General features: G+C 66.6%; 18 protein-coding genes. 17 read left to right on the top strand and 1 reads right to left on the bottom strand.

What is annotated here, in order from left to right:
• Both ACZ5PO_RS26910 and ACZ5PO_RS26915 read left to right on the top strand, forming a co-directional pair.
• Positions 1-276, top strand: coding sequence for a helix-turn-helix domain-containing protein (locus tag ACZ5PO_RS26910; RefSeq protein WP_464185164.1), 276 nt, complete (start codon positions 1-3; stop codon positions 274-276).
• Positions 276-929, top strand: a complete 654-nt coding sequence (locus tag ACZ5PO_RS26915; protein WP_464185165.1) for a helix-turn-helix domain-containing protein — start codon at positions 276-278, stop codon at positions 927-929. Before ACZ5PO_RS26910 ends, ACZ5PO_RS26915 begins: the two co-directional genes overlap by 1 nt.
• Positions 930-1,136: 207 nt before the next feature.
• On the opposite strand, the gene ACZ5PO_RS26920 is transcribed toward ACZ5PO_RS26915, so the two are convergent.
• Entirely contained in the window at positions 1,137-1,436 is a 300-nt protein-coding gene (locus ACZ5PO_RS26920; protein ID WP_464185167.1) for a hypothetical protein, read from the bottom strand.
• Positions 1,437-1,463: 27 nt separating this feature from the next.
• Here ACZ5PO_RS26920 and ACZ5PO_RS26925 point away from each other — a divergent pair, with 27 nt between their 5' ends.
• From ACZ5PO_RS26925 to ACZ5PO_RS26995, 15 genes are all read left to right on the top strand, one after another.
• The gene (locus ACZ5PO_RS26925) at positions 1,464-1,964 is read left to right on the top strand and encodes a hypothetical protein (RefSeq protein WP_464185169.1); all 501 of its coding nucleotides are present in this window, start codon (positions 1,464-1,466) and stop codon (positions 1,962-1,964) included.
• Positions 1,965-2,117: 153 nt separating this feature from the next.
• Complete coding sequence (locus ACZ5PO_RS26930; RefSeq protein ID WP_464185171.1) at positions 2,118-3,365, top strand: antA/AntB antirepressor family protein; 1,248 nt, start codon at positions 2,118-2,120, stop codon at positions 3,363-3,365.
• On the top strand, positions 3,362-3,880 hold the full coding sequence (locus ACZ5PO_RS26935) for a GcrA family cell cycle regulator (protein WP_464185173.1): 519 nt from the start codon (positions 3,362-3,364) through the stop codon (positions 3,878-3,880). Before ACZ5PO_RS26930 ends, ACZ5PO_RS26935 begins: the two co-directional genes overlap by 4 nt.
• Positions 3,880-4,428 carry a helix-turn-helix domain-containing protein gene (locus ACZ5PO_RS26940; RefSeq protein WP_464185174.1) on the top strand — a complete coding sequence of 183 codons (549 nt, stop codon included), beginning with the start codon at positions 3,880-3,882 and terminating at the stop codon, positions 4,426-4,428. The genes ACZ5PO_RS26935 and ACZ5PO_RS26940 overlap by 1 nt, the downstream gene beginning before the upstream one ends.
• Positions 4,404-5,048: a hypothetical protein gene (locus tag ACZ5PO_RS26945; RefSeq protein ID WP_464185176.1), complete on the top strand. Its 645-nt coding sequence runs from the start codon at positions 4,404-4,406 to the stop codon at positions 5,046-5,048. Before ACZ5PO_RS26940 ends, ACZ5PO_RS26945 begins: the two co-directional genes overlap by 25 nt.
• Before the next feature lies 1 nt (position 5,049).
• Complete coding sequence (locus tag ACZ5PO_RS26950; RefSeq protein ID WP_464185177.1) at positions 5,050-5,613, top strand: hypothetical protein; 564 nt, start codon at positions 5,050-5,052, stop codon at positions 5,611-5,613.
• Complete coding sequence (locus ACZ5PO_RS26955) at positions 5,613-5,828, top strand: hypothetical protein (RefSeq protein ID WP_464185178.1); 216 nt, start codon at positions 5,613-5,615, stop codon at positions 5,826-5,828. Before ACZ5PO_RS26950 ends, ACZ5PO_RS26955 begins: the two co-directional genes overlap by 1 nt.
• Positions 5,825-6,766: a 5'-3' exonuclease gene (locus ACZ5PO_RS26960; protein WP_464185181.1), complete on the top strand. Its 942-nt coding sequence runs from the start codon at positions 5,825-5,827 to the stop codon at positions 6,764-6,766. Before ACZ5PO_RS26955 ends, ACZ5PO_RS26960 begins: the two co-directional genes overlap by 4 nt.
• Positions 6,763-7,377: a TRM11 family methyltransferase gene (locus tag ACZ5PO_RS26965; RefSeq protein ID WP_464185182.1), complete on the top strand. Its 615-nt coding sequence runs from the start codon at positions 6,763-6,765 to the stop codon at positions 7,375-7,377. The genes ACZ5PO_RS26960 and ACZ5PO_RS26965 overlap by 4 nt, the downstream gene beginning before the upstream one ends.
• Before the next feature lie 88 nt (positions 7,378-7,465).
• Positions 7,466-8,263, top strand: coding sequence for a methyltransferase (locus tag ACZ5PO_RS26970; RefSeq protein WP_464185183.1), 798 nt, complete (start codon positions 7,466-7,468; stop codon positions 8,261-8,263).
• Positions 8,260-8,901 carry a DNA methyltransferase gene (locus ACZ5PO_RS26975; protein WP_464185184.1) on the top strand — a complete coding sequence of 214 codons (642 nt, stop codon included), beginning with the start codon at positions 8,260-8,262 and terminating at the stop codon, positions 8,899-8,901. Before ACZ5PO_RS26970 ends, ACZ5PO_RS26975 begins: the two co-directional genes overlap by 4 nt.
• Positions 8,901-9,263, top strand: a complete 363-nt coding sequence (locus ACZ5PO_RS26980; protein ID WP_464185185.1) for a hypothetical protein — start codon at positions 8,901-8,903, stop codon at positions 9,261-9,263. Before ACZ5PO_RS26975 ends, ACZ5PO_RS26980 begins: the two co-directional genes overlap by 1 nt.
• On the top strand, positions 9,260-11,047 hold the full coding sequence (locus tag ACZ5PO_RS26985; RefSeq protein ID WP_464185186.1) for a replicative DNA helicase: 1,788 nt from the start codon (positions 9,260-9,262) through the stop codon (positions 11,045-11,047). The genes ACZ5PO_RS26980 and ACZ5PO_RS26985 overlap by 4 nt, the downstream gene beginning before the upstream one ends.
• Positions 11,044-11,697 (top strand): transcription termination/antitermination protein NusG, encoded by a 654-nt coding sequence (nusG, locus tag ACZ5PO_RS26990; protein ID WP_464185187.1) that lies wholly within the window; start codon positions 11,044-11,046, stop codon positions 11,695-11,697. The genes ACZ5PO_RS26985 and nusG overlap by 4 nt, the downstream gene beginning before the upstream one ends.
• 317 nt (positions 11,698-12,014) lie before the next feature.
• A complete protein-coding gene (locus ACZ5PO_RS26995) occupies positions 12,015-12,728 on the top strand; it encodes a phage antirepressor KilAC domain-containing protein (protein ID WP_464185188.1) in 714 nt (237 codons plus the stop codon).
• Positions 12,729-12,803 lie beyond the last annotated feature (75 nt).

Below are 12,803 nucleotides of genomic sequence, written 5' to 3' on the forward strand. Positions count from 1 at the left end.
ATGCTTGCCATAGCATGCAACCGTGCATATTATGCGCTCATGACTTCGCTCCGGCACATCCGAAAGTCCATCTTCGCCGTGACCCAGGCCGAGTTCGCTCGGATCGCCGGTGTCACCCAGGCGACCGTCTCCAGGTGGGAGAGGGGAGAGCTAACGCCGAATCTCGGCGAGATGCAGAAGATCCGAACCGAGGCGTTGGCGCGGAACCTGGAGTGGCGAGACACGCTCTTCTTCGCCCGACCGCCGGAGCCCGTTGACGCGGGGAGGGCTGCCTGATGCCCCGCATTACGATCACTCTCGACTGGAATTCTGATGAGCAGGGCGTCGTCGATAACGTCCTCAAGTCCTTTCGCGACATGGCGGTCGCCTTCGGCCGAAGCGATGAGCCCGGCGCAGCAGATATCATGGTCAGCGCGACCGAGGCGGCTGGATCGGAGCGCGTGGCGAGTGCGAAGGCTGATCGGCTGCGAGCTGCGCGCATAGCCGCTGGATATCCGTCGGCCCGGCAGGCCGCGATGCGGAATGGATGGACGCCGTCCACCTATGCCGCTCACGAGAACGGTCAGAACGAATTCGACGACGATCATGCTGTCGTCTACGGCAGAGTTTTTGGCATTTCACCTGGCGCCCTTCTTGGCATCGAATCCTCCCCGCAAGATCAGCAAGCCCGGCGGACAGATGGGCCGATGGAGAGCAAGCTGCGAGCGCTTCTCCTGGCTACCGCCAGGTCGTTTGAAGCGGCCGGAGGTGGGGCGCCTTCGATGGCTAGCCTGAAGGCGCTGAATGATAACACCTTTTTCTTTCGATTGGTCGAAGGCGCAGGCTTTACTCCGAGAACCTACGATCGATTGATGGCATGGTTCTCCGAGAATTGGCCCGAAGGATCCACTCGGCCTGACTTCCTTCCGCGCCGTCGGGGGGAGCTATGACCTACAAATGGCAGATGACCGAGACGATGCGCCGGAACATATGTCGGCGCGAGCGAGCCAGAGAGGCATATCGCGCGTTTGACCCGGTGTATTACCGGTCGTTGCGCGAAATATTTAGGAAAGAACGCAGCCGCCGGGATGCGCTCTTCCCAGGTGGATATCCCACCACGAAAGACATGACGTGGGATCTGCGGCGAATTACTGCGATCAGCCTCCTGTTTCTTCGGACGCAGGATCGTCTGGCGCGGGCTCCGGAGAAATTTGTACCGCATGCTCTGCAACGCTTTCAATGAGGCGAGACATGGCTTGGTCGGGAATCGAATTCTCCAGCAAACGGCCGAACAGCATGTCGATATCATCCTTGTCGAGCTTCCCAGTTCTCGCAAGGGCAAATATCAGCGCCGATACCATCTTGAACGACAGCCGGCCTAGATCTGCATCGCGCAGATCTTTGTCTCTCTGAAACTCTCTATCCAAGAATTTGTCGAAGTCTTCGTAACCAGTCACAACATCCTCCACGGTGGCGCGATCTAAATGAGCGTTCTAGCACCATCGACAACAGCGGCGATCGAGTCGAGCGACGGCGTTACCAGCGCCTGCTCGTTCGTCCGGCGTCAGATGTCTCCCGTGCGTTCCCAGCGCGCGGTCGGCATCAACACGCCTCCGATGCCCAAAGCATCGGAGAAAACCGTGAGACAGTCGTCCGAAAAGCTCAGACAGTTGTCCGTAAACTCTCGGACAATTGTCTCAGAGAGGATCGTCGCTTGGCTGCGCCAGCGGCACCCGACCAAGACCGCGGAAGCCGTAGCCGCCGAGACCATGCTCAGCGTCACGATGGTGCAGAAGTGGCTCGACCGCGGGTCAGCGCCGGGAGCTGGCGCCTTGCTTGCGCTCGTTGCGGCGTACGGCCCGGCAGTGCTAGCCGCGGCCTACCTGCATCCGCCGGCATGGCTGGACCAGGCCGCGCGCGCCGCGCGCCAGCACGACCTAGAGCAACAACTCGAAACGATACGGGCGCAACTGGATGCGCTCTGAGGGGACGCCCATGCGCGGACTGCTGCGCTTCACGTTTCTGGCCTGCTCCTCGACGTGCCGGGCCGCTGCCGCCGGCCTGATGTGGGCCGCCGATCATCTGCTTGCCGCGTCATGGGCGCTTGAGCGCCGCACGTGGCCAGGGGAGAGGAGTCCATGATGAGCGCGCCGACGGGGTACCAGTCCAATCCGCTGTATCGGCAGATCTCCAAGATCCTGTCCGATGCCGGCATCGAGTTTCGCGTCGAGCTCGGCGGCAACCACTGGCACTTGATCTTCAAGGTCGGCGGCCGGGAGCATCGGCAGGTGCTGCACCTCGGCCCGCAGCAGCGGCGCGCCACGGTGCGCAAGACGATCCGCCACATCCAGAAGATAGCCACCGCGAAGCTCGCCCTCGACCGCAGGGAGTTGGAGACGGCCGAGACGCAGGCCGCTCCGCAGTTGCCGCTTTTAGCGTCGACCGAGGCCGTAGAGCAGCAGGATGAAGCGCCGCTTTCGCCGGACTTCGCCGTCCCTGTCACTGACTGGGAAGTCGGTGGCCGTGTTCAGCCGACGGTCGATGCCCGCGATCTTCACGCCTTCCTAGGCGTCGGGAAGGTGTTCGCCGCGTGGATCGTGGATCGCATTACCCAATATGGATTCGAAGACGGCATCGATTACGGCGTTTCAATCGGCGCACAACAGATTGATAATGCGTCGCTTTCCGAAACGGGAAAGCGAGATGGATGGGGCGGACAAAACCGGAAGGATTACGTCATCAGCCTCGGCATGGCGAAGGAGCTCGCCATGGTGGAGCGGAACGACCGCGGCCGGGCCGCGCGGCGCTACTTCATCGAATGTGAGCGGCGGCTGATTGAAGGGGCGTTGCCGGTCGTGGCCGCCACGCCCTCACCAGCCATGCCGGCGCAGTCGCTGGCCGACGACGACTTTCGTCGACTGCTCGGCAGCTTCAAGGGCATCGTGCAGCGGCAGGTCAGCGATGCGCTGGCGCCGCTCGCGGCCCGGCTCGATCAGCAGGCCGCGCAGCAGACCGAGGAGCACCGGCACCTCTGGCGCGCCATCAAGCATCCGATGAGCGCGGTGGCTTTGCACGCAGCCGATTTCATCGAGGTCGGCGGCGTCTACCGGCTCGCCGGCTGTGAGCCACGAGGGCTGCCGCGGCAGAACAAGCTGAGCGGCGACATCAGCCGATCGCTGGACAGCTTCTGCAAGCGTCATGGCGTCGCCGCGCGCTCGACACCGGTTGGCGGCAGAGAGGTCACCTACTGGCCGAAGGATGCCGTGGTCGAATGGCTGGCAGCCGCCGGGACGAACATGATCGCGCGCCATCTGCGGCCAGACAGCGCGACGCTCATCAGCTTCCCAAGGGGAGGCGCCGGTGACGACACGGCGGGTGCCCGGTGACGGTGCTCGTCGATCCCGGATGGACGCAGGAACGCATCGATCGGGCGATCGCTCTGCGCGGCGACGGCCACAGCTATTCGGAGATCGCCGCGAGCCTGGGCTTTGTTAGCCGGTGCGCGGTCATAGGGAAGCTCAGCCGCCTTGGCGCGTCCGAGACGCCGCGGCGAGCGAAGAAATCGGGCGAGCACCGGCCCGGGCGGGATGAACCCACCGCCCAGCCGGCGAGGCCGAAAGGCCGCTCGTCCGCAAAGGGGGCGCTGTCGAGCGCTCCCGAGGGGGTGAATGGCCGAATTCGCGAGCCCACCCCCTCACCAATTCCGGCGCCGGAGCCGTTCGTGCCGCGCATCGTGTGCGGCGAGCCGTTTCCGATTGGTCTGCCGCTCACGGAGCTGAAGGAGCGGAACTGCCGATGGCCATTCGGGGAGCGGAACTTCCGGTTCTGCGGCCACAAGACCCCGGTCGGGCAGGTCTACTGCGGCTTCCATACCCGCCTGTCTCGGCCAGAGGCTGCGTGATGTCGAGCGTACTGCCACGCATCTGGGCACCGCGAGCCGAGCGTAGTCGCTTCGCGGTTGTGCCGATCGAGCGCGTCCGACCGCCGGAGCCCGCGCCAGAAGCGCCGCCACCTTGGACCGGTCGGCCTGAGGATCTCGCGCTGTTCGAATCCAAGATGGCGGCTGTCGAAGCCGGCGCCGGCGGCCTCAACGACATCCTCGTCGCAACCGAGCTGCTGACGAAATTCTCCGTCGCGCACCTGATCGGACCGCAGCGGGACAATCAACACGCCAAGGCTCGGCAGATAGCGGCTTGGGCGGCCGTGTCGACGGACCGGTATTCGCTGCCTCGTATCGGACGTTCGTTCGCCCGAGACCACACGACGATCCTTCATGCGAAGCGCCGCGTCGACGTCGTGCTCGCCCACTTCGGCCGAGACCCTGCCGCCGCGACGCTCAGCGAGCACATGGTTTGGCTGTGGCTCGCCGACTGGTCGCCAGTACCTCAACCCAAACCCACCATCGAAATCCCAGGAGTTTTCCCATGGCACGTGGACGACCGCGGCTGAGCCCCGAAGCGAAGGCCAAGCGCAAGGAGGAGAAGGAAGCTGCGAAGGCGCAGAGCGTCGCCGCGGACGCGCTCTCCAAGTTTCCGCAGGAGGCGGAGGCGCGCCGGCAGCTCTTCAACGAGCTGAGCGAGGCCAAGAGCGAGGTGCAGTCGGCCGCAGGCGCTGTCGGCAGCCAGAAGAAGCGCATGCAGGAGGTCTTCGGCATCGATGCCAAGACCATCCAGATCCTGCAGACGGTCATGGCACTGCGGCAGGGCCGCCGCGAGTGCGTCCTCCGGCAGGTCAAGTTCTTCATCAAAGATTTCGGCCTCGACGCGCAGCTCGATCTCTTCGACGAGAACGCCGTCGGCGAGAAGCAATCGGACGATGGTTCGGTGTTCGACAACTCGGGCGCTGGCGAGCGCCATGCCTCCGAGCGCGGCGACGATCCCGGCCGGGCGCGGCGCCGCAGCGGACCTCCCCCGGCGCCGAAGGCCCCGACGCCCGGCCTCTCCAATGAGGAAGCGCTCGCCGGGTTCAAAGCCGCCAACGAGAAGAAGCCGTCGCGCAGCAGCAACGTCGTCGAGCTCGACAAAGAGCGCCAGCCGGTCACCGGCCTGGGCCCGGACGCCTTCCACTGACATGCTGATCCTCGGCCTCGACATCGCGACGAAGTGCGGCTTCGCCTACGGCCGGCCCGGCGAGCCGCCGCGGCACGGCCTGTGGCGCCTCAAGAAGCCGGACGAAGACGTCGAGGTTGCCGCCGAGCAGATGGGGCGGAACATCCGCGACCTCTGCTTCATCGCAGACACGCGGCCCGACATCATCGTCTACGAGGCGCCGATCCCGCCCTACCAGAACAACGGGCAGGACGAGCGCCAGCGGAAGATCGTGCGCTCGGTCGCGTCGATCACGCTGCCGCAGCAGGCCATCGGCGCGGTGCGCGGCTTGGCCGCTTGCTATGGCATCAAGTGCTACGGCTTCCACGCCGGCACGATCCGGAAGCACTTCTGCGGCCGGGCGCACTTCGGCAGTCCAGAGGCCTCCAAGGCCGCCGTGATCAACCGCTGCCGCGTGCTGGGCTATGTCCCCGCCGCCTTCAGTGACGACAACGTCTGCGATGCGCTGGCGGTCTGGGACTTCGGCTCTGCCCGCTTCGGAAAGGTCGCGCCGCGCGAGCTCCACTTCTTCGGGGAGCACGCTTGATGGCGAAGATCAACTTCTTCCAGCACCTCGACCAACCCGCGCGCCCCGCCGCCGCGCCGCCGCCGTCGGCTCCACTTGAGCACGAATGCTGCGAGTGCGGCGCCGACGGCATCTTCGGCGAAGACGTGCGTCTGCTCGAGGGGAGGCTCGGCACCTGGTACTGCGCGGGCTGCGCGCCCGCGGATCTCAAGCGACCTGCGGAGGCGACGCCGTGACGCTCATCCTCATCGACGGCAACGCCATGGCCTATCTGGCCTATTACAGCGGCGGCCCCGCGGCGCGCTCCGACGGGCTCCCGACGGGCGCGGTGTCGGGCTTCTGCGGCCACCTGTTCGACCTGCTCCGCCGGCAGCTAGCCGCGTACCTGCCGACACACGGCGCGGTCATCTTCGACCCGCATGGGCCGAATTGGCGCCATCGGGTCTGGAGCGCCTACAAGGCGAACCGCGAGCGGCCGCACGACGACCTCGTTTGCCAGTTCCGCATCATTCGCGAGCTCGTGCCGCTCTTCGGGCTCCGTTCGATCGACCGAGCCGGCTACGAGGCCGACGACCTGATCGCGACCTATGCCAGGCTGGCCGAGGCCGAGAACATGGCAACGATCGTCGTCACCCAGGACAAGGACCTGATGCAGCTGGTCCGGCCCGGCGTGTCGATCTTCGACATCAGGTCGAACAAGCTGCTCGGCGATATCGACGTCGAGACCAAGTTCGGCGTGCCGCCGCACCTGGTCGTGGACGTCCAGGCGCTCGCCGGCGATGCGACCGACAATGTGCCGGGCGTGCCGGGCATCGGGTTGAAGACGGCGGCCGAGCTCGTCAACCGGTGTGGCTCGCTTGAGGCGGTGCTTGCCGGCGCGCACGAGATCCGCCAGCCGAAGCGTCGGCAAGCGCTCATCGACTATGCGGAGCAGGCGGTGCTCAGCCGCCGGCTGGTGGCGCTCGACGCCGATGTGCCCGTTCGGCTGCCGGTCGATGACCTCCGCCTCGACCCGGTCGACGGGTGCCGGCTGCTCGGCGCGCTCAAGGTGTTGGAGATCAGCGCATTTGCCGAGCGGCTGGCATGGACGCTGGAGCTGGATGGCCTCGCCGTCGAGGTCGATCCGGCCATCGCCGCGGTCGCTGACGAGATGATGCTCTGGAGGGCGGCATGAGCGGCGCCCTCAAGGCCAGATCCTCCCACGTCTGGGAGCGCGACGCCCACGACTGGTACGTCGAGCCCGAGGCGGCGACCGAGGCGCTGTTGACCGTGGAGCGGTTCCGCGGCGGCGTCATCGACCCGGCCTGCGGGCAGGGGAACATCGTCAACACGCTGCGCCGGGCCGGCATTAACGCATGCGGCACCGACATCGTCCGCCGGGTCGACGAGGGCACGCCATGGTTCCTCGGTGGCCGGGACTTCCTGGCAGAAGGGTACGACGTCGTCGCTGATAACGTGGTGATGAACCCGCCGTTCTTCCGCGCGAAGGGCGCAGAGGCGTTCATCCGGCGTGCCTTGGCGCTGGCCAAGGGCAAGGTGGCGGCGTTCGTTGATATCCGCTTCCTCGCCGGCGGCGAGCGAGCGGCCGGCCTGTTCGCCGAGCATCCGCCGTCGCGCGTCTGGGTCGTCACGCCGCGCGTCTCCTGCCCGCCGGGCTCCTACCTCGCTGCCGGCAACAAGCCCGGCAACGGCTCGTCCGATTGGTGCTGGCTCGTCTGGGACCTGACGGATCCTCGCCAAGCGACGGCCTTCGGTTGGCTGCACCGCGACGGAGCGCCGGCATGACCTATCCGCACTTCGTCCTCATCGTGGTCTTCGTTGTGCTCGCCGTCGGCCTCGTCCGCGCGCTCATGGGCGATCGGAGGCGGCCCGAATGAGCCGGCTCTCGAAGGCGCTCGCCAAGAAACACGAGGAGGCCTGCGCGCTCCTGCAGCAGGACATCCTCAGCGAGGACGACCGCTGGTTCGTGCTGGAGCACTGGCAGGAGTCGGCGCGGCATATCAACGGGATGGCGGGTGCCTTCTTCACGCCGCCCTATCTCGCGAGAGACTTCGCGCTCGAGGTGGGCGACCCGCTACGTGTGCTCGACCTCTGCGCTGGCATCGGCACGCTGTCGTTCATGCTGCGGCCGGACCGGTCCGAAATCACCTGCGTGGAGACCAACCATGATTACGTGGTCGTCGGGCGCAAGATGGTCCCAGAGGCGCGCTGGATCGAGGCCGACGTCTTCGACCTGCCAGATCTTGGGATGTTCGACGTCGTCATTTCCAACCCGCCGTTTGGCGCGATCAAGCGCTCCGGAGCCGCGCCGCGATACCGCGGCAAAGAGTTCGAATTCCACGTGATCGACATCGCATCGGATCTGGGCGCGCGCGGCGTGTTTATCCTGCCTCAGATGTCCGCGTCGTTCCGCTACTCGGGTGCTCCCTGTTTTGAGCGCAGCGAGAATCAAAAGACGGCGCAGTTCCTGGCACAAACCGGAATCCGTCTGGATCCGGGCCTCGGCGTCGACACATCGATCTACCGTGACCAGTGGCACGGGACCTCGCCGAGCGTGGAGATCGTCCTCGCCGACTTCGATGAGGCGCGCGCCCGTCGAGCGCCGCCGCCGCCGCCGCGCGCCCCACATCCGGCCGATGACCTTCCGCTGTTCCTGGAGGCCGCAGAGTGACCGTCTCCATCCTCACCGGCGACGCGCGCGAGCTGCTGCCTGACATCGAGCACGCCGACGTCGTCATCACCGACCCGGTTTGGCCAAACTGCCCGCCCGGGCTGATCGCGGGCTGGGACCGGCCGGCCGAGCTGCTGGGCGAGGTGCTCGCGCTCCTGCCGGCGTCCGTCCGGCGGCTGGTGATCATCCTGCGCAGCGACAGCGATCCACGCTTCCTGCAGGCGGTGCCGCCGCGCTGGCCGTTCGTATGCATGCACGCGCTGCCATACGCCGTGCCGATGTTCGTCGGCCGCGTCCTGGGCGGCACCGAGATCGCCTACTGCTTCGGCGAGCCCGTCCCGGCGCGCGACGGGCGCCGCCTCCTGCCGATGTGGGCCCCGAAGGCACAGCCGGGCGAGCGGCGCGCCAACGGCCATCCATGCTCGCGGACCATGAGCCACATGGAATGGCTGGTGGACTGGTGGTCGGAGCCCGGCGAGACCGTGCTCGACCCGTTCTGCGGCTCTGGCACCATCCCGCTCGCAGCCGACCGCATGCAGCGCCACGGCATCGGTATCGAGCTCGACCCGGCATACGCCGACATCGCCCGCCGGCGCGTCCGCGACGACGCCCCCTTGTTCGCGGAGGCCGCAGAGTGATGGCAGCCCGCCGCCTCCTTCATCACCGCCGCCAGAGCGAGACGTTCACGGTCTCGCACATGGACGCCAGCGGTTCGCCGCGGCCGCTCACGGTGACCTTCAGCAGCCATGACCTTATCGCGGCCGATCGGCCCGGCTGGGGAGGCGGCGACGTCGCCGAGGTGTTCATCGACGCGGCCAAGAGCGGTACCGGCATCGCCGAGACGCTGCACGACGCCGCGGTGCTGCTGAGCATCGCCCTGCAGTTCGGCGTTCCGCTGAGGCTGATGTCAGGCGCGCTCAGCCGCGGCGAGCAGATGGAGCCGCTGAGCCCCATCGGCACCGTCGTCGACGCGCTGCTCGAGCGGGGAGGGGCGTCATGAGCGCTCCGCTGCGATTGGTCCACTCCGGAGAGACGCCGAGGGATCTCCCGTCCAACGTTGAGGCCGAGCAAGGGCTGCTCGGCGCGCTTCTGCTGGACAATCGCTGCTACAGCCGGATCGCCGACCTGGTCACCCCGGACGACTTCTTCGAGCAGGTTCACCGGACGATCTTCGAGACCGCGATCGGGCTGGTCCAGGATGGCAAGCTGGCGTCGCCGATCACGATGAAAACCTATCTCGGCGATGCCGACCTCGGCGGCCTCACGCCGGCGCAGTACATGGCGCGGCTCGCTGCCGACGCCCCGCCGCCGATGAATGCGCCGGATTACGCCGTCATCGTGCGCGACTTGGCGGTGCGCCGTCGGCTGATCGAAGTCTGCGAGGCGTTCCGGGCACGGGCGTATGACGCGCGTGTCGATGACTCGGCCGTCGCGCTGATGGATGGCTTCGAGACCGAGTTGTCGGAGCTCCGGCCCGCCATCTCGTCGAAGTCGACGGGTTATGAGGATGTCGGCGCCGCCGCGGCGCGCGCGGCAGAGGCGGCAAGCCGGGCATATCGGGATGGCGTCTCGCTGCTCGGCCTCTCCACCGGCCTGGGCGGCCTCGACGATGTGACAGGCGGCCTACAGCGCTCTGACCTGATCATCGTCGCCGGGCGGCCTGGCAGCGGTAAGACCTCCCTTGCCACGAACATTGCGAATTCGGTCGCGATGGCGCTGCGCGAGGCCCGCGCCCGCGGTGAGAAGACTGGCATCGTCGCCTTCAACTCGCTCGAGATGTCGGCCGAGCAGCTGGCGCAGCGCTCGGCATCCGAGATGTCAATGGTGCCGACATGGAAGCTGCGGCGCGCCGCGGCGGATGAGCAGGAGGTGACGGCCTTCGTGGAGGCCGCGGCCCGGATGCGGGATCTGCCCCTGAGGATCGACCAAACCGGCGCAATCGAACTGCCGCGGCTGGCCATGCGAGCCAGGGAAATCAAGAAGCGATACGGCCTCGCGCTGCTGGTGATCGACTATCTCCAGCTGCTGACGCTCGGCCGCCGCGTCGACAATCGCGTCCAGGAGGTGACCGCGATCAGCGCCGGCCTGAAGGCGCTCGCGAAGGAGCTCGACGTTCCGATCATTGCCCTGTCGCAGCTCTCCCGGCAGGTCGAGAACCGCGACGACAAGCGCCCGATGCTCGCCGACCTGCGCGAATCCGGCTCCATCGAGCAGGACGCTGACGTCGTCGTGTTCGTCTACCGCGAGGAATACTACCTCCGGAAGCAGGAGCCTCAGCCGGGCAGCGAGCGCCATGTCGAATGGCAAGCGGCTCTGGCGCGCGCCGAGGGCGTCGGCGAGCTGATCATCGGCAAGAACCGTCACGGGCCGGAGACGACGATCCGCGTCGGCTTCGACGCCGCGCTGACCCGTTTCCACAACAACCCGCCGGAGCGGCCGCAGGAGGCCGAGGAGCGCCGCGAGCGCAAGCGCAAGATCTCCCTTCCCAAGGAGGCGAGCATCTGCAACGGCGTGCTCCGGAACCTGTCCCTCACGCACTCGATCGCGCTGACGCCGCTGCTGCTCGGCGCCGACCGAAACCTGCCGAAGGGCGTCCGGCTCATCCCGGTGGCCAAGGCCCGCGAGGTGTTCGGTCGCGAGGCGCTCGGGCCCGAGGCCGAACAGGCTGAAATCGAGAAGAAATTCCGCGAGGCGATGAAGTCCCTACGAGCCAACGACTTGGCGTTCTGGAGCGGAACGAAGGACGAGCCGTACGTCTGGCTGAAGGAGATGGTCGAGCCATGATCACGCCCGAGACCTTCCACATCGGCCAGGTCCTGCCGCCGGCGCCGGCCAAGGAGAAGCCAGCATTCGATCGCACGATCGTCCACGCCTGGTTCGTGATCCATGTGTCGGGCCGGAGCGAAACCGACATTGTTGAGGACATCGAGGAGAAGGGCGTCGTGGCCTTTCGTCCGGTCGTCACGAAGTGGTCGAGGATCCGGCGCGGCGAGAAGGCATCCGCTTGGCGCGCCCGGCGCGCGCGGATCGAGCACCCGCTCTTTCCCCGCTACATGTTCGTGGCTCTGCCGGCGGCCGACCCAGACTTCGGCTCCGTCGCCGGCGTCAAGGGAGTCGTGGGGTTCATCGGCGCCGCTGGTGGCCCGCTGCGGATTGGGCCGCTGGTTATAGCCCGAATGCAGCATGCCCAGATCATCGGCGTGTTCGACGAGACGCGGAAGCCGGACGGAACCCGGGAAGAGCGTCAGGCTGCCTCGCCGTACCAGCCGGGCACGATGGTCAAGGTGGTCGACGGCCCGTTCTGCGACATGTGGGCCGAAGTGCTCGAGGCTCCCGCCGGCGAGCGGCTCCGTGTCCTGCTTCGCATGGGCGGGCATGAGCTGAAAGCCGAGCTATCCATAGCCGACGTTTATGAAAGCGCGGACGAATCTTGAAAAATAAATAGGCACATGTTATTGATTCGCTCGCTGGCCACTCGGGATGTTGCGACACCCCCGCTCCCCGAACCCAGGCGACGGGTCCACCGATCGCCGCGCTGGCGAAGCTTTGCAGACATATTGGTGCGACGCGCGATGCCATCGCGACCCAAATGGGCCGCTGTTGCGCTGTTGGCTGCTGAAGGAACGCCTGGGGCCACCCAGAGGCGCGACGGCGGGACTGCTGAGATTGGCGTCCAGGCCCCGCCGTCGTTCGAACCTGCCGCGTTGGCGCGCGGCGGCCATGCCAACCACGGTTGATTGGAGAACCGTAGATGACGAACAACGATATCACATTTGCCGGCGCCGGCTTCAACGGCGGCCAGCCCACCATGTCGAGCCGGGAAATCGCTGACCTGCTCGGCAATCGCCACGATGACGTGAAGCGCTCCATCGAACGGCTCGCAAAGCGAGGCGCCATCGAACTCCCGCCATTGGCGGAAGTTAAGAACCACCTTGGCCAGACGGTCGAGGAGTACCGGGTCGGCAAGCGCGACAGCTACGTGATCGTGGCGCAGCTCTCGCCGGAGTTCACTGCCAAGCTGGTGGATCGCTGGCAGGAGCTGGAGGCACGCGCGTCGGTCGATCCGATGCAGGTGCTGAATGACCCTGCTGCGATGCGCGGGCTCCTCCTGACCTACACGGAGAAGGTGCTGGAGCTGGAAGGCCAGATCAACGAGGCGAAGCCGAAGGTGCAGGCCCTGGAGCGGATCGCCGAGAGTGACGGCTCGTTCTGCCCGACCGACGCGGCCAAGACGCTCCAGATCCGGCCGAAGGATCTGTTCGCCTATCTGCGCGGGCCGGCCAAGTGGTTCTATTCGCGGGCCGGCGGCTCCGAGATCGCATATCAGGACAAGCTCCAGGCCGGGCTTGTCGTGCACAAGACGACGATCGTCATTCGCCCCGACGGGACGGAGAAGACGGTTACGCAGCCTCGGATCACTCCGAAGGGGCTGACAGCGCTCGCCCAGCATTTCGGCACGCACTGATCCAGAGCTCGACGCGCTCGGTGACCCCGCCATACCGTGGACAGCTGGCGACGGCGCCGGGCGCGTCGGGTGCGA

This window comes from Chelatococcus sp. KU-N122 (assembly GCF_055391085.1).